The organism is Burkholderia sp. RS01 (assembly GCF_039748055.1).
Classification (GTDB): domain Bacteria; phylum Actinomycetota; class Actinomycetes; order Actinomycetales; family Micrococcaceae; genus Arthrobacter.
Genome location: NZ_JBDLAK010000001.1, coordinates 324,681 through 345,445 on the forward strand (window position 1 = coordinate 324,681; position 20,765 = coordinate 345,445).

Here is a 20,765-nt window from a genome sequence, read left to right on the forward strand (position 1 = left end):
GGGACGCGGAAGCCGCGGCGCTGCCTTGCCGGTAGATTAGTACCCAGACAATCAGCACTTTCCCCCAGAAACGGATACCGACCCGTGGTCCTTAGACTTTCCAAGCTGTTCCTGCGCACCCTGCGTGAAGATCCCGCCGACGCAGAGGTGGCCAGCCACAGGCTCCTCGTCCGCGCCGGCTACATCCGCCGTGCCGCGCCGGGCATCTACACGTGGCTGCCCCTCGGCCTGAGCGTGCTGCGTAAGGTTGAACAGATTATCCGCGAGGAGATGGCGGCCATCGGTGCCCAGGAAGTGCATTTCCCCGCACTGCTGCCGAAGGAGCCCTACGAGGCCACCAACCGCTGGACCGAGTACGGCGAGGGACTTTTCCGGCTCAAGGACCGCAAGGGCGGGGACTACCTCCTGGCCCCCACCCACGAGGAAATGTTCACCCTCCTGGTCAAGGACCTCTACTCCTCGTACAAGGATCTGCCGCTGAGCATCTACCAGATCCAGAACAAGTACCGTGACGAGGCACGTCCCCGCGCCGGCCTGCTGCGCGGCCGGGAGTTCATCATGAAGGACTCCTACTCGTTCGACGTCGACGACGCCGGGCTGGACGCCAGCTACGCCGCGCACCGTGCCGCCTACCTGAAGATCTTCGAGCGCCTTGGCCTGGAGGTCATCCCGGTGGCGGCCACCGCCGGGGCCATGGGCGGCTCCAGGAGCGAGGAATTCCTGCACCCCACCGAGATCGGCGAGGACACGTTCGTGCGTTCGGCCGGCGGCTACGCAGCCAACGTCGAGGCCGTTACCACCGTGGTGCCGGCCGAGATCGACTTCACGGACACCCCCGCTGCCGAGATCCGCGACACCCCCAACACGCCCACCATCGAAACCCTGGTGGACGCGGCGAACCAGCTCGTGCCCCGGAGCGAGGCCGACGGCGGCGCCTGGACCGCCGCCGACACCCTGAAGAACGTGGTCCTCGCCGTGACGCTGCCCACCGGTGAGCGCCAGATCGTGGTCATCGGCGTGCCCGGTGACCGCGGAGTCGACCTCAAGCGCGTCGAGGCCAACATCGGCGCCTACCTCCCCGTCGCCGGCGAGATCACCGTGGAAGCGGCAGGAGACGAGGACCTCGCCAAGAATCCCTTGATTGTCCGGGGATACCTCGGCCCGGGAATGTCCCTCGGCGCACCCCTGCTCGGCCTCGAGGGCGCCGCCAAGCTCCTTTACCTGGTGGACCCGCGCATCGTGAACGGCACTGCCTGGGTGACCGGCGCCAACATGGCCGGCAAGCATGTCTTCGGACTTGTGGCCGGGCGCGACTTCGGCTGGGACGGCGTCATTGAATGCACCGAGGTCCGCGCCGGCGACGAGGCACCCGACGGCTCCGGGCCGCTGGAGACCGCCCGCGGCATCGAAATGGGCCACATCTTCCAGCTCGGCCGCAAGTACGCCGAGGCCCTGGAGCTGAAGGTCCTGGACCAGAACGGCAAGCAGGTCGTGGTGACCATGGGCTCCTACGGCGTCGGTGTCACCCGCGCCGTGGCTGCCCTGGCCGAAGCCAACCACGATGCCAAGGGCCTGATCTGGCCCCGGTCCGTGGCCCCGGCGGACGTCCACGTCGTCGCCGTCGGCCGTGGCGAGGAAATCTTCGCCGCAGCCGAGCAGCTCTCCGTCGAACTCGAAGCCGCCGGACTGGACGTCATCTACGATGACCGCCCCAAGGTTTCCCCCGGCGTGAAGTTCGGCGACGCCGAACTCGTCGGCGTGCCCACCATCGTGGCCGTCGGCCGCGGACTCGTGGACGGCGTGGTTGAGATCAAGGACCGCCGCACAGGCGAAGCGGAAAACGTGGCCGTGGACAAGGCTGTTGACTTCGTGGTCAACGCCGTCCGCAGCAACTGACGTCCCTGAGCCGCCAGGGTGGTCTCGGGGTTCGAATCGATCCAGCTCGCCACTCTCGTCCTGATAGTGGTGGCCGGATTCGCTGCCGGCTGGGTGGACGCGGTAGTGGGCGGGGGCGGGCTGCTGCAGCTTCCGGCGTTGCTGCTGGTACCGGGAATCACGCCGGTGCAGGCGCTGGCCACCAACAAGATGGGGTCCATCTTCGGCACCACCACCAGCGCCGTGACGTACTACGGCCGCGTCCGGCCTGACCTCAGGACGGCGCTGCCCATGGCCGTCATTGCCCTGGCCGGCAGCTTCGGCGGCGCCTTGCTGGCCGCCCGGCTGCCGGCCGAAGTCTTCAAGCCGATCATCGTTGTGGCGCTGGTCGCCGTCGCGCTTTTCACCGCCCTCAAACCCGACGCCGGCCACCTGACGGTACTGAGGCACGACGGCCGCACACACTACGTGGTGGCCTGCACCATCGGCGCGGTGATCGGTTTCTACGACGGACTGATCGGCCCCGGAACAGGCTCGTTCCTGGTGATCGCGCTGGTCTCGGCCATGGGCTACGCGTTCCTCGAAGCCAGCGCCAAGGCGAAAATCGTCAACATGGCCACCAACGCGGGCGCCCTGCTGTTCTTCCTGCCGCACGGATCGCTGCTGTGGGGGGTGGGCTTGGTGCTCGGGCTGGCGAACATGGCCGGAGGATACCTGGGCGCTCGGACGGCCGTGAGGCAGGGGAGCCGGTTTGTGCGCATCGTGTTCTTGACGGTTGTTGCCGCCCTGATCATCAAACTCGGGGCTGACGTGTGGCAGGAAAACTTCGCCTGAAGCGCGCTCGGTGGCGCGCCCCGGGAGGGGACAAACGGACCTCGCGAGCCGCCCGGGGAAGGCGTAGCATGCCCGTATGTCAGCCGGTGCGGAACCCTATGCGGAGGCCCTTCATGCTGCCGTAGGCCACGCCACAAGATGGCTCGCGAGCCAGCCTGGCCGCCGCGTGGGGCCGGCGCAGACGGCCGGTGAACTGGCGGCCGCGTTCGGCGGCGACCTTCCGCGCTCCGGAATGCCGGCGGCGGAGGTCGTGGATTACCTCGCCCTGCATGCCGAACCGGGGCTCATGGCCATGCCGTCGGGCCGGTTTTTCGGCTGGGTCATCGGGGGAACACTGCCGGCAGCCATGGCGGCGGACTGGCTTGTCAGTGCCTGGGACCAGAATTCGGTGCTCCGCTACGCCACGCCCGCCATGGCGGCCATCGAGGAAGCAGCGGGCGGCTGGCTGCTGCGGCTGCTGGGCCTGCCGGAGGAGTCCGACGTCGGGTTCGTCACCGGTGCCACCATGGCGAATTTCACCGGCCTTGCCGCTGCGCGCTGGCGCCTCCTGACGGACGCCGGCTGGGACGCGGACCGCGACGGCCTGTCCGGCGCGCCTCGAATCCACTGCCTTGTCGGCGAGGAACGGCACGACACGATCGACCTCGCGCTGCGCTACCTGGGCCTGGGCAGCCCCACCGTGGTCCCTGCCGACAGCCAGGGACGCATCGACGCCGCGGAACTGGACTGTGCCCTGGACCGCGCCCTGGCGTCCGGACCCGCCCCGATACTGGTGTGCCTGCAGGCCGGAAACCTCCATTCCGGGGCCTTCGACCCCTTTGCCGCGGCCATCGCGGTGTCGAAGGCACACGGCGCCTGGGTGCACGTGGACGGGGCCTTCGGGCTGTGGGCCGCTGCCGTCCCCGAACTCGCCGAGCTGACCGCAGGCGTCGCACGGGCCGACTCGTGGGCCACGGACGCCCATAAGAGCCTCAATGTCCCGTACGACTGCGGAGTCGCCGTCGTGAAGGATGCCCGGGCAATGCGGAGCGCCATGGGGGTCAGCGCCAGCTACCTGATCCAGGATGCAGACGGCGCCGGTGATCCGAGCCAGAAAGTCCCGGAACTCTCCCGCAGGGCGAGAGGCGTGCCGGTGTGGGCCGCCCTGAAATCGCTGGGCAGCGACGGCGTGGCCGCGCAGATCCGCGGGCTTGCTGCCTCGGCGGCAATGCTCGCGGAAAAGCTTGCGGCCATGGACGGGGTGCAGGTGCTGAACGAGGCCGGCTTCACCCAGATTTCCGTCGCCTTCGGCGACGACGCCACCACGCGGGACGTGACGGCGCGAATCCTGGCGGACGGGAAGGTCTGGATGTCCGGATCCCGCTGGCACGGCAGGGACGTGCTGCGGATCTCGGTCAGTAACTGGAGCACCGGCGCGGACGACGTCGACACGGCGGCCGAGGCCGTCAAACAGGCTCTTGAAGCTGTCCGAGCCCGCTGACAGCCGGACCCCGTACGGGCAGTGCTGCTGCCGACCCTGCCGCCTGGCCCGGTTCGGGCAGCGCGTGCGGAGCCGGGAGCCCGTCCAGGGTCCGGCCGGCCAGCGTGCTGGAAATCCAGAGGGAACGGGCCAGGTCCCCGCCATGACCGGCCTTCGAGGCGTAGTGCAGGGCGTTGTCCACCTCCCGGGCGATGCTCCACTGGCGGGCGGTCTCGGGATCCAGGCCGGCCGCGAGGCTGAAGTCGCGGCAGCGCTCGAGCAGCCCTGCCGCGGGATCGGCGGCGGGGAGGTCCCGGATGCGGTTCCACAGCAGGGGCGCTACGGCGAACTCGGCCTCGCCCACCATCGGCTGCGGATCGATGGCGGCAAAATTCCCCGGCCCGGGCTGCTCCGGCGCGCCGGGGCGGGCCAGGATATTGAGGAAGTGGAAATCCGTATTGACCAGTACGTCGGAACCGGAACGGCGGCCCACGGCACCCCTCGTCTGGCACACCTCAAGGGCGGCCTCCAGGAGCCACCGCGGAAAAGGCCTGCCGAGCTGTTCCCAGTCGGCGGGCAGGTCATCGCTCCACTGCTCCGCGCGGGCCGCGACATGGGCAAATTCCCGCCACTGCGGGCGGCCGTCAGGCACCAGGCACAGATCCCGCATGAGCCCGCCCCACACCTCCACGGCCGTGTCCATCGGCTCGGTATGGAGCGACCTGCCGGCATACAGGCGCTCCAGCAGCATGGCGCATGTTCCGGCGTCGGAGGCGAGCAAGCGAACGGCGCCGTGCCCGTCCCAGAGGGTCAGCGCATGGCGCTCCACGAGGGCCTCGTCATGGGGGAAGGCCACCTTCAGGGCCGCGGCGGTCCCGTCTGACCGCACCGGCACAACGATGCCGCCGTGTCCGCTCCACGGAAGCGCATCCTGCCCGAGGTCCAGTTCGAGTTGCCACTGGTCCATGCGTCCGCGGATCATGCCGGGAAGGGAGGCCAGCCAGGCACGGCCCGCGCTGTTACCCGCGTAGCGGCGCGCCAAGTCCGGCGGAATGGGGACGTCTCGTGGCTGGCTCATCCGTTCCAGCGTAGTTGACGGGCCTTCCTCAGCCCGGAAGGCTCCGTCCAGGCGGGCTAGACGATGCCGCTGGCCCCCAGCAGGTTGCCGATGGTGAACGTGGCGGCCAGGGCAAGCCCGCCGCCCACCACCACCCGTGCGGCAGCCCGGACCTTGGAGCCGCCGCCGATCCATGCCCCGAGGCCCCCGGTCAGGGCCAGCGCCACCAATACGGCGCCGAACGTCACCGCCACCCTGATGTTCTCCGGCGGCAGCAGGATGGCCAGCATGGGCAGGACCGCGCCCAGGGTGAAGGCGATGGCCGAGGCAAAGGCGGCGTGCCAGGGGCTGACGATGTCCTCCTCATCGATGTTCAGCTCGGCCGAAAGGTGCGCCGCCAGTGCATCGTGCTCAGTCAGCTCCCGGGCCACAGTCCTGGCAGTCTCTTCGCTCAGTCCTTTGGTCCGGTAGATTGCCGCGAGCTCATGAAGCTCTTCCTCGGGTTCCTCGGCGAGCTCGCGGCGCTCCTTTTCGATCATCGCCTTCTGGCTGTCGCTTTGGCTGCTGACGGACACGTACTCGCCCAGGGCCATGGACACGGCGCCGCCCACAAGCCCGGCAGCGCCCGCCGCGAGAATTGGCCCGTGTTCGCTCGTGGCGCCGGCAACCCCCACCACGATCGCCGCGACCGACACGATGCCGTCGTTCGCGCCGAGGACGCCCGCGCGCAGCCAGTTCAGGCGGTGGACGATGTCGTTGCTATGGGGCTCGTTTTCGTGCTGCCCTTCAGGGGGCAATGCCGCATTGTCCGCTGAATCCATGCCTCCAGCAAACCACTCAGGGCGTCACGCTGCCAGAGTGCATCTCTTCCGTGCTGGGGCTAGCCTGCCGGCAGCGGCGGCAGCAGGGTGGTGTCCAGCACGATTCCCGGAACCGGGCCGGTGTCGGATCCCCAGCGGATAGAGCGTTGTGCGGCTTGAAGGAGCGATGCGATGGCCCAGCGCCGGGTCCCGCCGTCGCTCAGGGCTACAAGGTCGCCGTACACCGGCAGTGTTCCGGCCTCCAGGCTGGCCAGGCCGGCCGCGGGCGTTTTCAGGAACGAGGTGCCGAGCGTGTAGCCCGGATCCCTGGGAGGGATGGGCGCGCAATGGGCACGGCTGTGCCCCTCGGCCTCATCCACCAGCGCCTCGTGTCTGGCCAGCAGGTCCTTGGCCTGTCCGGCGGCGGCGCCTTCCAGCCTCGTGAGGGCCACCTGGTATCCGTAGACGGTCTCCACCTCGGTGCGGACCACTCTGTCCAGCGCGTCCGCCAGGGACGCTGCCCCCGGGTTGGGGGAGGCCGTCCCCGCGTCAGCCGTAGCGGCGCCACCCGGCGCCGGGCGGGACGCGGGCGCGGGGGCCGGCGCCGGCGGGGAGGCTGATGCCGCGCACGGGTCCGCCGCTGTGCGCTGCGGTGCCGGGGCTGTCGGCAGTGCCGGGACCGGCGTCCCGGACGCCTCGGCGAGGGACCTCGCCTGAAGCAGCTGCGCGGTACCTACCGCGGCCAGCAGGCGGGCCATCCCGCCGTCGGCCGTTTCCGCCTGGACGAGGCGCTGTTTGCCGCTGGCGGACAGTCCGGCCACCAACGCAGCAACGGTGGCCGGAGCCGCGGTGGCCGAGGCCCTGCCCGTCGCCGGACCCGTAGCCGAACCTGGCGACGGGGAGGCCGGTGCGCCGTCGGGTCCATTTTCGGCCGGGAGGACCAACGCCCTGGCCTGCGTAGTCAGCAACGTCACAGTCCGCGAGAAAAGCTGCCGCTGGGCACCGGAAGCGCCCTCGGCAAGTTCGTGGCCCGCGGCCCGCAGCCGCATGGTTTCAGCCAGCGCCGAGGCGCGCGCCTGCTCGGAAAAAGGAGGTACGGCGGGGGCCGGAGCTTCGCGCGGAATCAGCGCAAAACCGAGACTCAACACCAGGAACGCGGTGAAGCAAAGCAGGGAATAGCGGAAAAAGTTCCGCGGCCTGCTGTTTTCCCTGGTGTCGTCTTTCACAACAGACCATGTTGTCACGGCCGGAAGGAACTCGGTGCACCAAGCCCGTCGGAAAATGGCTACGCTAGTAGTCACAACATCATCTATCGGGAGGCGGCCGGCATCGTGAGCAATGCAGAAGCCACGGCTTCATCAGACCGGACCGACGCGGGAAGGGCTGAACCCGCGGCAGTCCACAATCCCGAGGCTGAACGCCTCCGGGCCTTGCTTGAGCCCGCGGTTTTGGCGAACCGGCTCTACCTGGAGGATGTTGCCATCAACATCGCAGGCTCCAACCGCGTGGTCAACGTGGTGGTGGACCTGCCGCAGGAAGAAACCGGCGGGGTCAGCCTTGATGTCATCGCAGACATCTCCAAGGAGCTCTCCGACATCCTGGACGGCGATCCCAGCACCGACAGCCGTCCGTACGACCTTGAAGTCTCCTCGCCCGGCGTGGGCCGCCCCCTGACCGAGCCGCGGCACTGGCACCGCGCCCGTGGACGCATGGTGAGCGTCAAGGTCATCCAGGGCGAGAACGTCACCGGGCGGATCCAGTCCGTGGACGAATCCGGAGTGACCCTCGTCCCCGAAATTGCAGTGAAAAAAGGCATGAAGCCGAAACAGGGCGACCCCGTAAAACTTCCTTTCGACAAGATCCGCAGCGGAAAAGTCGAAATTGAGTTCAGCCACCTCGACGAGGCCGGTCTGGAAAATGAACACAATGGACCTTCTGAGGAGGCCTGATGGATATTGACATGAGCGCACTGAGACTCCTGGAGCGTGAGCGCGAAATCCCGCTGGATCTCCTCATCCCCACGATCGAGCAGGCGCTGCTGGTTGCCTACCACAAGTCGCCGGGAGCCTTCGAGAAGGCCCGCGCCGAGCTGGACCGCAAGAGCGGCCACGTGACCATCTGGGCCACCGAAATCGACGACGACGGTGCACCCATCGGCGAGTTCGAGGACACCCCCGCCGGTTTCGGCCGCATCGCAGCCAGCACCGCCCGCCAGATCATCCTCCAGCGCCTGCGCGACGTCGAGGATGACAACGTCCTGGGCGAGTTCAAGGGCCGCGAGGGCGAACTCGTTGCCGGCCTGATCCAGCAGGGCAACAACCCGCACATGATCCAGGTCAACCTCGGCACGGTGGAGGCGCTGCTTCCGCCGCCCGAGCAGGTGCCGGGGGAGAAGTACGTCCACGGGAACCGTCTGCGCGCGTTTGTGATTGACGTGCACCGCGGCACCAAGGGTCCGTCCATCACGCTGTCCCGGTCGCACCCGGGCCTCGTGCGGAAGCTCTTCGAGCTGGAGGTACCCGAGATCGCCGACCACTCCGTGGAGATCGTTGCCCTGGCCCGTGAGGCCGGCCACCGCACCAAGATCGCAGTGAAGGCCAACACGCCCGGCATCAACGCCAAGGGTGCATGCATCGGAGAAATGGGTTCCCGCGTGCGGGCCGTCATGACCGAGTTGAACGACGAAAAGATCGACATCGTGGACTTCAGCGAGGATCCGGCGACGTTTATCGCCAGCGCACTGTCGCCTTCACGTGTGAATTCAGTCACCATCACCGACGAAGCGACCCGCTCGGCGCGGGTAGTGGTGCCGGACTACCAGCTCTCCCTGGCCATCGGCAAGGAGGGCCAGAACGCCCGCCTCGCTGCGAAGCTGACCGGCTGGCGGATCGACATCGTTTCCGACGCCGCCGCTCCCCGCGGCTAAAAGGACTCCTCCCCGGCCCGGCGCCGCCCGGACCGGCACCGAAACTGCCCGCGATTGCAGCGGGCAGTTTCGGGTGACAGGCCCCTGAGGGGCTAGAATAGAACATGACCGCGCCTCGCAGCCGGCATCAGCGTGCTTGTGTGCGCCCGCAAATTTGCCTCACGGCAGCAGCGGGCCGCCGGGCAGGCAGTTATGTATAGGCAGGAAGATACTCGACAGTGGCACACGTGCAACACCTCGGGAATCAGCCGCAACGTACCTGCATCGGATGCCGGAAAAAAGGATCGCGGTCTGAGTTACTCCGGCTTGTCTCCGGCGCCGGCGGTTCGTCCGCCGTCGTAGTGGATGAACGACGCCGGATGGCTGGCAGGGGTGCATGGCTGCACCCCAGCGAAGCGTGCCTCGCACTGGCGGTCAAACGTCGAGCGTTCGGACGCGCCCTCAACGGCGCGACCGGAACAGCCGATGTTGAACGCCGGATCACGGCAGGCACGCAAGCCGTGGACACTCCGGTGGCCGCAGCAACAACCGTCCAACCTGAAAGCGGGTCAGAAAACTGATGGAAACCCGATGAGTTCCCAGCGATGAGTGCGCAACGATGACAACTTTGTTGCGCTCTGCAATGGGCCTTTCAGCTGCACTCGCGGCGGAGGCCCGCAGTAAGAAGTAGACGGTTCGTGCCTGGCTCGGTGCGGACCGAGACAGGAGAAATGTGGCCAAGGTCCGCGTACATGAGCTTGCTAAAGAGCTCGGTATCACTTCCAAAGATGCAGTAACCAAACTGCAGGAACTGGGCGAATTTGTTCGCTCCGCCTCTTCCACCATTGAGGCCCCCGTGGTGCGGAAACTCCGTAACGCCTTCCCCGACGCGACTGCTTCGAAGTCCGAAGCACCCGCATCCGCGCCAAAAGCACCGGCCAAGGCGGCAGAATCACGTCCCGCCCCGGCTCCCGGTCCCGCCGCCCCCAAGGCTGCGGCACCCGCTCCGGCGCCGGCCGCCAAGGCTGAAGCTCCGGCCGCGCCCGCAGCACCTGCTGCTCCCGCCGCCGCTGCCCCCGCAGCTCCTTCCGCCAGCGCTCCCGCGGCACCCTCCACGGGCGCCAAGCCCGGGGCACGCCCGGCACCGAAGGCTGAAGCTCCGGCCGCGCCGGCAGCCCGCCAGGGTGGTTCGGCTCCGCGTCCGGGCGGCCCGCGCCCCGGCAACAACCCCTTCGCCACGTCCCAGGGCATGCCCCGCGGCCGTGGCGGCGACGGAGACCGTCCGCCGCGCCCGGGAAACAACCCGTTTGCACCGTCCCAGGGCATGCCCCGTCCCGGTGGCAGCCGCACTGACGGCGACCGCCCCGGCGGCCCCCGTCCGGCAGCAGGCGCCGGCGGTCCCCGTCCGGCAGCAGGCGCAGGTGGCCCCCGTCCGGGCGGTCCCCGTCCGGCAGCAGGCGCCGGTGGCCCCCGTCCGGGCGCTCCCCGTCCGGCTGGCGCCGGCGGAAACCGTCCGACTCCCGGCATGATGCCGAACCGCACTGAGCGTCCCGCACCGGCCGGTGCAGGACGTCCCGGCGGCGGCGGCGGCGGACGCGGTCCGGGTCGTCCCGGCGGCGCTCCCGGAACCGGCGGCCCCGGTGCCGGCGGCGGTGCTCCGGCCGGCGGTGGCTTCGGCAAGGGCGGCCGCGGTCGCGGCGGAACCCAGGGTGCGTTCGGTAAGGGCGGCGCTGGCCGTGGCAAGCAGCGCAAGTCGAAGCGCGCAAAGCGCCAGGAGCTTGAGCAGATGAGCGCCCCGTCGCTGGGTGGCGTGAGCGTACCCCGCGGCGACGGCAACACTGTAGTCCGGCTTCGCCGTGGCTCGTCCATCACGGACTTCGCCGACAAGATCGAGGCGAACCCCGCAGCGCTGGTGACCGTGCTCTTCCACCTCGGTGAGATGGCAACGGCCACCCAGTCGCTGGATGAGGAAACCTTCGCACTGCTTGGCGAGGAGCTTGGTTACAAGCTTCAGGTCGTTTCGCCGGAGGACGAGGAGCGCGAGCTGCTCTCCACCTTCGACATCGACTTCGATGCCGAGCTCGAAGCAGAAGGCGACGAAGACCTTGAGGCGCGTCCTCCGGTAGTCACCGTCATGGGTCACGTTGACCACGGTAAGACCCGACTGCTTGACGCCATCCGCAAGTCCGACGTCATGGCGGGCGAGCACGGCGGCATCACGCAGCACATCGGTGCCTACCAGGTCACGCACAACCACGAAGACATTGATCGGAAGATCACCTTCATCGACACCCCCGGTCACGAGGCGTTCACCGCCATGCGTGCCCGTGGTGCGAAGGTCACCGACATCGCCATCCTCGTGGTCGCAGCGGACGACGGCGTTATGCCGCAGACCGTTGAAGCCCTCAACCACGCCCAGGCGGCCAACGTGCCGATCGTCGTGGCCGTGAACAAGATCGACAAGGAAGGCGCCAACCCGGACAAGGTCCGCGGCCAGCTGACCGAGTACGGCCTGGTTCCGGAGGAATACGGTGGCGACACCATGTTCGTGGAGGTCTCTGCCCGCCAGAACCTGAACATCGACGAGCTGCTCGGCGCGGTCCTGCTTACCGCAGACGCCGCCCTGGACATGCGAGCCAACCCGAACAAGGACGCCCGCGGTATCGCGATCGAAGCCAACCTGGACAAGGGCCGCGGTTCCGTGGCCACCGTCCTGGTGCAGTCCGGTACGCTGCGCGTCGGCGACACGATCGTTGCGGGAACGGCCCACGGCCGCGTCCGTGCGATGTTCGACGACGACGGCAGCGCCCTGACCGAGGCCGGCCCGTCCCGCCCCGTGCAGGTGCTGGGTCTGTCCAACGTGCCGCGCGCCGGTGACACCTTCTTCGTGACTGCTGACGAGCGCACCGCCCGCCAGATCGCCGAGAAGCGTGAAGCAGCCGACCGCAACGCCGCCCTGGCCAAGCGCCGCAAGCGCATCAGCCTGGAAGACTTCGACCAGGCCGTCGCCGAAGGCAAGATCGACACCCTCAACCTCATCCTCAAGGGTGACGTGTCCGGTGCCGTGGAAGCCCTCGAAGACGCGCTGCTCAAGATCGATGTCGGCGAGGGTGTCCAGCTCCGCGTTATCCACCGCGGTGTCGGTGCGATCACGCAGAACGACGTCAACCTGGCAACGGTCGACAGCGCCGTCATCATCGGCTTCAACGTCAAGCCCGCCGAGCGTGTTGCCGAACTGGCAGACCGCGAAGGCGTGGACATGCGCTTCTACTCCGTCATCTACGCAGCAATCGATGACATTGAGGCAGCCCTCAAGGGCATGCTCAAGCCGGAGTACGAAGAGGTCCAGCTTGGTACCGCCGAGGTCCGCGAAGTGTTCCGTTCCTCCAAGTTCGGCAACATTGCAGGCTCGATCGTCCGCTCCGGTGTTATCCGGCGCAACGCCAAGGCCCGCATCAGCCGCGACGGCAAGATCATCGGTGACAACCTCGCCGTTGAGACGCTCAAGCGCTTCAAGGACGACGCCACCGAGGTCCGCACGGACTTCGAGTGTGGTATCGGGCTTGGCTCGTACAACGACATCAACGAGGGCGACATCATCGAGACCTTCGAGATGCGCGAGAAGCCGCGCGTCTAGGTTGTTCTAGCTGACACAAAGGTGCGCGGGGCCGTTGGATTTTTCCGGCGGCCCCGCCCCTACGCTGGGCGGCATCGGATCTGCGATCCTTTGCCGCCCAGCTCCGGCAGGCCCGACGCCACTCCCACGCCGCCGGAAAAAATCCAACGGGAGTCCGTCGTAGACTCGCCTTAGGTGCGTGGCAACAAATCCCAACGTGTGTACGAAAGCCGCTAACGCGCCGTCGTGCATCCAAATATTTAGGAGTGGAAATGGCTGATCCGGCACGCGCTGCCAAGTTGGCGCAGCGGATTAAGGTTGTTGTTGCAGAGGCCCTGGGCCGGAAGGTCAAGGATCCGCGGCTTGAGGGCATCACTGTCACCGACGCCCGCGTGACCAATGACCTGCAGCACGCCACGATCTACTACACCGTGTTCGGCGACCAGGCCGTGCAGGCCGATGCCGCCAAGGGCCTGGAGAAGGCCAAGGGTGTGCTGCGGCAGGAGGTGGGCCGGAACATCACTGTCCGCCTGACTCCCACGCTGGAGTTCGTGGCGGACCAGATCCCCGTGAACGCCTCCAACCTGGAGGAACTGCTCCGTGCGGCGAAGAAGCGCGACGCCGAGGTTGCGGCCCTGGCCGAGAACGCCAAGCACGCCGGCGACGCCGACCCGTACAAGAGCGACATTCCCGAGGACGTGGAAATCGACGAAGACGATTTCGACGAAGAGGACATCGACCTCAGCGCCGACGGCGCCATCGACGAGGACCGGAACAAGTAACGTTCGCCTCGGAATTGCGTTCCCCTAATGGTGCGGCCGGATCCACGGGAGCCGGCCGCACCATTTTCTATTGGTCCTCCAGGGGCGCCGTCACAACGTGCCCGTCGGGAGCCTTGTTCGAGTCCGGCAGTGCGTTGACCGTGGCGTAGAGGGTTTCGCCCCTGACGTCCACGTCCGCCGTCAGTGCGCCAGGGAGGGCCACGCTCTGCTCGCCCGAGCGGGCAGCAAGCCTGAGCACGCCCTCGCCGAAGAGTGAGGCAACGTAGACGTTGCCGTCATCGTCCATGTCCAGCCCGGTGGGGGACATCACGTCGTCGGCAAACAGCTTCACCCGGCCGTTGTCCGGATCGACCTTGTACACCGCACCGCGGGCGCCCAGGGCCGGATCTTCCGGTCCGCCCGGGAGCACTGTCACATACAGCCAGCCATCCGGACCCCGTTTGACGTCGGTGGGCACAGGCTCGAATTCATATGTGTGGCCCGCAATGCAGCCGGGGAGCTTCAGCGCAGTCGCCTCTGCGGCCGTGAAACGGTGCGGCCGGGACGGCAGCACCGCCACGGTCTGGGCCTCGCCGGTCTCCACCTCCACGGAAACGATGCTGTTGGCTCCGGCATCGGCCACGTAGATGGTGCCGCCGTCGACATCGATGCCATACGGATGCGAATCGATCTGGCCCTTGTACGAGGCTTCAACGTCCGGGGGTAGCTGGGCCGCGCAGGCGGCGGGAAGATCGCGGAATCCGTAGCTTGAACCGCCGTCGGCATTTTCCTTGGTCTCGAGGGCGGCAAGATCCCCGAAAGTGCGCTGCTTGCCGTCGGAATCAATGCTGCGGATATGCCCGGCCAGGGCTCTCGGATCCATCGGCCCCGCCCCTTGGCTCTCCGCCAGATAGACCGTCCCGCCCCGGCGGTCCGTGCCGGCAACGTCCCAGGCTGGGTTCTCGTAAACGACGGACTTCGCACCGGCGCGGGCGAGCTGCGTGAGCCTGCCGGCGAATTCTTCGCTCACCAGAACAGATCCGTCCGGTCCGTCGCTGAGGTGGAGCGGAGTCAGCAGGCCTTTCGCGAGCACGGTTGCTGCCGCGGGCGACGCGGTAACGCCGGTCGGTTGCACGCCGTTCGGATCACCGGCGGCGTGGCTGGCCGGAGCAAAGGACACAAGAAGCGAGGAAGCGGCGACGGCCGCCACAAATGAACGTCGATTTTTCATGGTGTCTCCAATGTCAATGGTGTTCATCCAGAGCATTGAGACCGTTGTTTGGCGCGAAATGCGGGGTGCCCCCAACGCGCGCATTTTAATCCCGCGGGTCCCGGCTGTCGATGGGCTCCGCATTACCGAACGTGTAGGGGCCCGGACGGGCGCGTGCTGGCTATGATCAGATCATGCTTGCCCAACCTTCAGCTGCAGATGTCGTGGAGTACCTGAATCAGGCTGTGGCCTTGGCGGAACGGAATGTGGCCGCCGGCGGCGGGCCCTTCGGTGCCCTCGTTGTCACCGCCGACGGCACCATCCACGAAGGCGTCAACCGGGTCACCCGGGACAACGATCCCACCGCCCACGCTGAGGTGGTGGCCATCCGGACTGCGGCCGCGGAATCAGGCAATTTCGATCTGGGCGGCGCGGTCCTCTACACCAGCTGCGAACCCTGCCCGCTCTGCCTGGCGGCGGCGCTCTGGGCCCGTATCGACCGCGTCTACTACGCGGCGGACCGGCACGGCGCTGCAGCGGCGGGATTCGACGACGCCGTGTTCTACGAATACTTCGGCGGCACCCGGCCGGAACTGCTTCCGGTCAGCCACACTCCGGTTCCGACGTCGGACGCCCCCTTCCGGGCCTGGCGCGGCAACGCGGAACGCACCGATTACTGATCGGACCCTCAGCATGTCAATTGAAGAGAAAGGCGGAGAGGTGGCCTCACAGCTGCTTAGTTGTCCAAGCTGCGGAACGACAAACCGGGTTCCCGATGCGGCGACCGGCCACCCTCGCTGCGGACGCTGCCGCAAGGACCTCCCCTGGATCGTGGCGGCAGGTGATTCTGACTTCGCAACGATCGCGGAACAGTCAGCCGTACCCGCTCTGATCGATTTTTGGGCCGCTTGGTGCGGCCCCTGCCGGATGGTCAGCCCGGTGCTCGACAAGCTCGCACAGGAAAGAGCAGGAGAGATCAAGCTTGTCAAAGTCGACGTGGACCGAGCCCCGGAACTATCACGGCGTTTCGCCGTGCAGTCGATTCCCACGCTTATGGTCATCAGCGGAGGCAAGGTGGTGGCCCGGCAAACCGGAGCGGCACCCGCTCCCGCGCTTCGCTCCTGGCTCGAGCAGGCACTCGCCGACATCAGAGGCTGAGCTACGCCGGCTTGGAGACGGCACCCACGCCGCCGCGGGGGAGCCGGCCCAAGCCCTCCACCAGTTCCGCCCTGTCCGCGCATAAGGCTATGCGGATCCAGCCCTCGCCAATGGACCCGAAGGCGGTGCCGGGGGCGAACGAAACGCCGGACTCGGCGAGGAACTGGCGAACCCAGGCCCGGACATCACCGCCGCTGACATGCGAGACGTCGGCCCACAGATAGAACGCGCCCTGCGCGCTCAGGAACGGGATGCCCTTGGCCGCCAGGACGGATGACGCCGCGTCACGGTTGGCGCGGTAGTGCGAACGGGCGTGCGCCACGTAATCCTGCGGGCCGGTCAGGGCCGCGAGCGCCGCGTACTGGGAGGGTGAAGCCACGCAGGAGATGATCGCCTCCATCACATTGTTCATCCGCTGCTCGAGGCCGGGCGGGCAGACCAGGGCGCCGATCCGGAGCCCGGTCAGCCCGTAGGTCTTGGACAGCGTCAGCGACGTGAACACCCTCGCTTCGCCGGGAACGGCGCTGTCGAAGCGGGCAGGGCTCACATGCGGGACGTCGTACGTGAAGGCCTCGTAGCATTCGTCGGAAATGATCCAGAGGTCGTGGCGCCGGGCCAGTTCCACGAGCCGGCGGGTCAGGTCCTCGCCCAGCACGGCGCCCAGCGGGTTCGACGGCGAATTGAGCATGAGGACCCTGGTCCGCTCCGTGATGAGTGCTTCGATGTCCTCGATCCGGGGCTGGAAGTCGTGCGCGGGATACAGCGGATAGCCCACCGGCACGGCGTGAAGCAGCCGGCTGGTCATGGCGAAGGTGGGATAGCCGGGATTGGGGATCAGGATCTCGTCACCCGGGGCGAGCAGCAGGCTCATGGCAAAGTGCAGGCCCTGCTGGGCTCCGTCAACCACGTACACGCGGTCGGCCCCTATGTCCGCGCCGGACTGCTCACGGAACCTGGCCGCGAAGGCTTCCCTCAGCGCGGGGATCCCGGCGTTCGGTGTGTAGTTCGTCTCGTCGCGGTCCAGGCAGGCCATGCCCGCCTCCAGGACGTGCCGGGGGAGGGGAAAGCCCGGTTCCCCGATGCTCAGCACCACAGCGCCCGGCGTGCGCCAGGCCGCCTCGGTGATCTCGCGGATCTGGTTGACGGGGACTTCGCGGACGTGCGCTGCAAGCTCGGGCATGACTGCCATCCTAGCCCCGCCCCTCCGGGACCGGCCGTGTCATCCGCCCGCGCGAACCATGCGGCCTCGGCGAGGCGGCGGCTGGAGGACGCGGCACCGGGCGCCCGGCTGGCCCCGATATACTGGGAGGCGTGCTTTCTGGACTGGTAATAGTGGACAAGCCGCAGGGATGGACCAGCCACGATGTGGTTGGCCGGATGCGGCGGATCGCCGGTACCCGGAAAGTGGGCCATGCCGGGACGCTGGATCCCATGGCAACCGGCGTGCTCGTCGTCGGAATCAACAAGGCCACACGGCTGCTCACCTACATTGTCGGCACCTCCAAGACCTACACGGCGACCATCCGGCTGGGTGAGTCCACCGTTACGGACGACGCCGAGGGAGACATCGTCAGCAGCGCCAGCGCCGCGGACGTGACCGACGACGCCGTCCGCACCGGGGTAGCCGCCCTGACGGGCGAGATCCAGCAGGTGCCCAGCAGCGTCAGCGCCATTAAAGTCAACGGCGAACGTGCCTATGCCCGCGTCCGTTCCGGCGAGGACGTCAAGCTCGCGGCCAGGCCCGTGACCATCCACCGCTTCGAAGTCCACGGAATCAAGCGGGAACAGGGCGGGGAGGTGGTGGACGTGGATGTCACGGTGGAGTGCTCCTCCGGCACCTACATCCGTGCGCTGGCCCGCGACCTGGGCGATTCCCTGGGTGTCGGCGGGCACCTGACGGCGCTGCGCCGGACCCATGTGGGGCCGTACTCGCTGGAGCAGGCCCGGACGCTCGAACAGCTCGCCGAAGAGCTGGAGGTCCTGGAAATGTCCCAGGCCGCCCGTGCCCTCATGCCCAACCGTGAGCTCAGCGCCGAAGAAACCACCGAGATCTCCTTCGGTCGCCGGATCGCCGCCGGCGCCCCGGCAGGCTCGGCTGACGCCGCCACAGCGGAGCGTCCGGCGGCGGCGTTTGCGCCCGACGGTTCACTCGTGGCGCTGCTGGCGGACACCGGCAGTTTCGCGAAGCCCGTGCTCGTGTTCGCGCCGGGAACCGGCGGACAGGACAGCGGCGGGCAGGCCGGATAGCCTTGGACGCGTATTTCTACATCATCCTGGCCATCGGCCTCCTGTCCACCGTCATCTGCGCGGTGGCCGGCATCCTGAAGAAGGCCCCCAACGATGTCACCATCCTGTCGGTGGCCGCCGTCGAACTGGCCTTGCTGGTCTACCTCGTGGGGTCGATCGTCCGCGTGATCGCCGGGGAACGCATCGCGGGGGAGGCCTGGGAATTCTGGGGCTACATCGTCACCGCCCTCATGCTGCCCGTCGCCGCCGTGTACTGGTCCATCCTGGAACGGACCCGCTGGAGCAACTTTGTCCTGGCCGCCGTGGGAGTGACCGCCCTGGTGATGGCCGCCCGAATGAATCAGATCTGGTACTGAAGTGGAAGAAGCAGACAACGTGACAGCTACGTCCTCCGAACATGCGGCCAAGAAGCCGGCCGACACCCGGAACACGGGACCGGGCCGCCTCCTCATCGCCGTCTACGCCGTCTTCGCCATTTCTGCCACGGCCCGTGCCGGCTACCAGATTCTCACCAAGTTCTCCGAGGCCCCGCTGGCGTACCTTCTGTCGGCTGTCGCCGCCCTCGTGTATCTCGTGGCCACGGTGTCGCTGGCGAAAGCCGGACGGACCTGGTTCAAGGTGTCCGTCATCGCCGTGCTGGTGGAACTGATCGGCGTGCTCGTGGTGGGCGCGCTCAGCGTGTTCGACTCCGTCCAGTTCCCGCACGAAACCGTGTGGTCATTGTTCGGCCGCGGCTACGCTTTCATCCCGCTCATCCTGCCCGTGCTCGGCCTGATCTGGCTCTACCGCCGGCGGCCGGCCCCGCGGTCCGCGTAGTCACTGCCGCGGGCCGGGCTCCTGTCCGCCCGGATTTTCCTCGCCCGGCAGGTCCACGTCGATAAGCTCGCCGGGCGTCACTGACCGCTGCGTCGGCAGCCCCTGCGCGGGCTGTGACTCCTGCGCCGCTGCCTCCGGGGCCGGGTCGGAGGGGCTCCCCTCTGCAGGCTCCGGAGCCGGCTGTGGCTGCTGCGGCTGGCCGCCGCCCAGGATGCCGCCGAGGATGTCACCCAGGCCACCCTGCCCCTGCCCGCCTGCGCCGGCCGCGCCGCCGAGGATGCCGCCCAGGATGCTGCCGAGATCGATGCCGCCCGCTCCGCCGTCGCCGGTTCCGCCGTTGCCCGCTCCGCCGGGCAGCGGCGAAGCCTGCCCGCCACCCTGCTGTCCGCCGAGGATCTTCTTGGCCAGGTAGGACATGATGATGGGGGCGAGAATCGGAAGGAGCCTGCGGACCAGGTCCCCGCCGGCGCCGCCCAGATTGGCCGTTCCCGCCAACTGGTTCGCCACCTGGTCCTGCTGCCCGCCGAACGCGTGGCCGACGATCTTCTCGCCGTCGGCGGTGTCCACCTGCGCGGGGTCCACGCCGCCGTCGGCCAGGCCGTCCTGGTGCTGGGCCAGCGCGGATTCGAGGGACGCCGCGCCGTCCGGGGCCTGGGCGTTGTTCTGCAGCCCGGCAAGGAGCGTGGGCACCGCAGCTTCCACGGCGGCCCGCGCGGACGCCGTGTCGGTGCCGAGCAGGCTTGCGATCTGGTCAACCGGGATCTGGTGCAGGAGGTCATGGAGGTCGGTCAAGGCGTACTCCTTTTGGTCCGCAGGCAGCGCGGATTCTCGGGGGAGCGGCGCAGGTTCGCGTCGCCGGACAGCTGCCCCTGCATCGTAGTCCGGGACTCCCGCAGGCGCTAGATCACCGCGTCGCCGGGCTCCGCCGCGGTCCGTGGCGCCGGACGAATGCGGGTAATCTTAGAGAGTTCCGGAGCCTGGATGGGCACCCGGACGTGTTTCCTGTCAGGCAGTAAAAGGCGAGGTTGATGGTCCACATCTGGAACGATCCGACCGAGGTCCCCGGCGACTTTGGTCCTTCCGTTGTCACTATCGGCAATTTCGACGGCGTCCATCGCGGCCACCAGCAGGTGCTGTCCCAGCTGATCCGGACCGCACGGATGAACCGCGCCAAATCGGTCGCCGTGACTTTCGATCCGCACCCGGCGCAGGTTCACCGGCCCGAGAGTGCGCCCGAGCTGATCATGGGGCTGGAGGACAAGCTCCAGGCCCTCGGCGAGCTTGGCCTGGATGCCGTGCTGGTCATGAAGTACTCGCTCGAGCTTGCGAGCCTCACCGCCGAGGAGTTCGTGGCTTCGGTCCTGGTGGACAGCCTTCACGCCAGCCACGTGGTCATCGGCCACGACGCCCGCTTTGGCCGGGGCAACTCCGGTGACCTGAACACCATGAAGCAGCTGGGCGAGAAGTTCGGCTTCGAGGTGCTGGTCATCAGCGAATTCGGTTCCGAAGGTTTCCCGCTGCACGACGACGGCGGGACGGACCGCCGCTGTTCGTCCACCTGGGTGCGCGAGGCGCTGAACGACGGCGACGTCGCCACCGCAGCGGCCGTCCTGGGCCGACCGCACCGGATGCGGGGGGAAGTGGTGCACGGGGCAGCACGGGGCCGTGCCCTGGGATTCCCCACTGCCAACCTCGCCCATGAAGCGAGCGGCCTCATCCCCGCCGACGGCATCTATGCGGGCTGGCTGGTGGACCAGGACGGCACGCGGTGGCCAGCCGCCATCTCCGTTGGATCAAATCCGACGTTCGACGGCGTCAGCCGCCAGGTGGAAGCCCATGTCATCGACCGCCCGGAAGAGACCGTGGACGAGTTCAATCTGTACGGCCAGACAGTAGTGGTGGAATTTGTTGCCAGGCTCCGCGGCATGGTGGCATACCGTGGGCCTGAAGCCCTCGTGGAGCAGATGCGCGAGGATGTGGTGCAGACGCACGGCATCCTCCTCAAGCGCTGAACCGTCAGCCCCACA

20 protein-coding genes are annotated in these 20,765 nt (G+C 67.9%); 14 read left to right on the plus strand and 6 right to left on the minus strand.

What is annotated here, in order from left to right; translation table 11 throughout:
* Nucleotides 1–84 precede the first annotated feature (84 nt).
* From ABFP37_RS01465 to ABFP37_RS01475, 3 genes are all read left to right on the plus strand, one after another.
* On the plus strand, nt 85–1,896 hold the full coding sequence (locus tag ABFP37_RS01465; protein ID WP_078026405.1) for a proline--tRNA ligase: 1,812 nt from the start codon (nt 85–87) through the stop codon (nt 1,894–1,896).
* Between the two features lie 18 nt (nt 1,897–1,914).
* A complete protein-coding gene (locus tag ABFP37_RS01470; RefSeq protein WP_078026406.1) occupies nt 1,915–2,709 on the plus strand; it encodes a TSUP family transporter in 795 nt (264 codons plus the stop codon).
* Between the two features lie 76 nt (nt 2,710–2,785).
* On the plus strand, nt 2,786–4,189 hold the full coding sequence (locus tag ABFP37_RS01475; protein ID WP_347032516.1) for a pyridoxal-dependent decarboxylase: 1,404 nt from the start codon (nt 2,786–2,788) through the stop codon (nt 4,187–4,189).
* Here ABFP37_RS01475 and ABFP37_RS01480 read toward each other — a convergent pair.
* The 3 genes from ABFP37_RS01480 to ABFP37_RS01490 are packed head-to-tail and all read right to left on the minus strand — an operon-like array spanning nt 4,155 to nt 7,251.
* A complete protein-coding gene (locus ABFP37_RS01480; RefSeq protein ID WP_347032517.1) occupies nt 4,155–5,246 on the minus strand; it encodes an aminoglycoside phosphotransferase family protein in 1,092 nt (363 codons plus the stop codon). The genes ABFP37_RS01475 and ABFP37_RS01480 overlap by 35 nt on opposite strands.
* A gap of 56 nt (nt 5,247–5,302) precedes the next feature.
* Nucleotides 5,303–6,046: a VIT1/CCC1 transporter family protein gene (locus tag ABFP37_RS01485; protein ID WP_078026409.1), complete on the minus strand. Its 744-nt coding sequence runs from the start codon at nt 6,044–6,046 to the stop codon at nt 5,303–5,305.
* A gap of 59 nt (nt 6,047–6,105) precedes the next feature.
* Nucleotides 6,106–7,251, minus strand: coding sequence for a ferritin-like domain-containing protein (locus ABFP37_RS01490; protein ID WP_347032518.1), 1,146 nt, complete (start codon nt 7,249–7,251; stop codon nt 6,106–6,108).
* Between the two features lie 105 nt (nt 7,252–7,356).
* Between ABFP37_RS01490 and rimP the strand changes: the two genes are divergently transcribed.
* The 5 genes from rimP (at nt 7,357) to rbfA (ending at nt 13,328) form a co-directional block, all read left to right on the plus strand.
* Nucleotides 7,357–7,974: a ribosome maturation factor RimP gene (gene rimP / locus ABFP37_RS01495; RefSeq protein WP_078026411.1), complete on the plus strand. Its 618-nt coding sequence runs from the start codon at nt 7,357–7,359 to the stop codon at nt 7,972–7,974.
* 11 nt (nt 7,975–7,985) lie between these two features.
* Nucleotides 7,986–8,951: a transcription termination factor NusA gene (gene nusA / locus ABFP37_RS01500; RefSeq protein WP_347032519.1), complete on the plus strand. Its 966-nt coding sequence runs from the start codon at nt 7,986–7,988 to the stop codon at nt 8,949–8,951.
* Between the two features lie 227 nt (nt 8,952–9,178).
* The gene (locus ABFP37_RS01505; protein ID WP_313902515.1) at nt 9,179–9,511 is read left to right on the plus strand and encodes a YlxR family protein; all 333 of its coding nucleotides are present in this window, start codon (nt 9,179–9,181) and stop codon (nt 9,509–9,511) included.
* 152 nt (nt 9,512–9,663) lie between these two features.
* Nucleotides 9,664–12,567, plus strand: a complete 2,904-nt coding sequence (gene infB / locus ABFP37_RS01510) for a translation initiation factor IF-2 (RefSeq protein WP_078026414.1) — start codon at nt 9,664–9,666, stop codon at nt 12,565–12,567.
* A 251-nt stretch (nt 12,568–12,818) separates the two neighbouring features.
* Nucleotides 12,819–13,328, plus strand: a complete 510-nt coding sequence (gene rbfA, locus ABFP37_RS01515) for a 30S ribosome-binding factor RbfA (protein ID WP_078026415.1) — start codon at nt 12,819–12,821, stop codon at nt 13,326–13,328.
* A 67-nt stretch (nt 13,329–13,395) separates the two neighbouring features.
* Here rbfA and ABFP37_RS01520 read toward each other — a convergent pair whose 3' ends face one another.
* On the minus strand, nt 13,396–14,538 hold the full coding sequence (locus ABFP37_RS01520; protein WP_347032520.1) for a ScyD/ScyE family protein: 1,143 nt from the start codon (nt 14,536–14,538) through the stop codon (nt 13,396–13,398).
* Nucleotides 14,539–14,711: 173 nt separating this feature from the next.
* Between ABFP37_RS01520 and ABFP37_RS01525 the strand changes: the two genes are divergently transcribed.
* A complete protein-coding gene (locus ABFP37_RS01525) occupies nt 14,712–15,197 on the plus strand; it encodes a nucleoside deaminase (RefSeq protein ID WP_078026416.1) in 486 nt (161 codons plus the stop codon).
* Between the two features lie 13 nt (nt 15,198–15,210).
* Entirely contained in the window at nt 15,211–15,675 is a 465-nt protein-coding gene (gene trxA, locus ABFP37_RS01530) for a thioredoxin (RefSeq protein ID WP_078026417.1), read from the plus strand.
* Between the two features lies 1 nt (nt 15,676).
* Here trxA and ABFP37_RS01535 read toward each other — a convergent pair whose 3' ends face one another.
* Complete coding sequence (locus ABFP37_RS01535; RefSeq protein WP_347032521.1) at nt 15,677–16,855, minus strand: pyridoxal phosphate-dependent aminotransferase; 1,179 nt, start codon at nt 16,853–16,855, stop codon at nt 15,677–15,679.
* Between the two features lie 131 nt (nt 16,856–16,986).
* On the opposite strand from ABFP37_RS01535, the gene truB reads away from it, so the two are divergent.
* The 3 genes from truB to ABFP37_RS01550 are packed head-to-tail and all read left to right on the plus strand — an operon-like array spanning nt 16,987 to nt 18,738.
* Nucleotides 16,987–17,922: a tRNA pseudouridine(55) synthase TruB gene (gene truB, locus ABFP37_RS01540; RefSeq protein WP_144275794.1), complete on the plus strand. Its 936-nt coding sequence runs from the start codon at nt 16,987–16,989 to the stop codon at nt 17,920–17,922.
* 2 nt (nt 17,923–17,924) lie between these two features.
* The gene (locus ABFP37_RS01545; protein ID WP_347032522.1) at nt 17,925–18,278 is read left to right on the plus strand and encodes a hypothetical protein; all 354 of its coding nucleotides are present in this window, start codon (nt 17,925–17,927) and stop codon (nt 18,276–18,278) included.
* 1 nt (nt 18,279) lies between these two features.
* Nucleotides 18,280–18,738, plus strand: a complete 459-nt coding sequence (locus tag ABFP37_RS01550; RefSeq protein WP_078026420.1) for a hypothetical protein — start codon at nt 18,280–18,282, stop codon at nt 18,736–18,738.
* On the opposite strand, the gene ABFP37_RS01555 is transcribed toward ABFP37_RS01550, so the two are convergent.
* Nucleotides 18,739–19,530: a DUF937 domain-containing protein gene (locus ABFP37_RS01555; protein ID WP_078026421.1), complete on the minus strand. Its 792-nt coding sequence runs from the start codon at nt 19,528–19,530 to the stop codon at nt 18,739–18,741.
* Nucleotides 19,531–19,766: 236 nt separating this feature from the next.
* Between ABFP37_RS01555 and ABFP37_RS01560 the strand changes: the two genes are divergently transcribed.
* Entirely contained in the window at nt 19,767–20,750 is a 984-nt protein-coding gene (locus tag ABFP37_RS01560) for a bifunctional riboflavin kinase/FAD synthetase (RefSeq protein ID WP_078026423.1), read from the plus strand.
* Nucleotides 20,751–20,765: the final 15 nt, after the last annotated feature.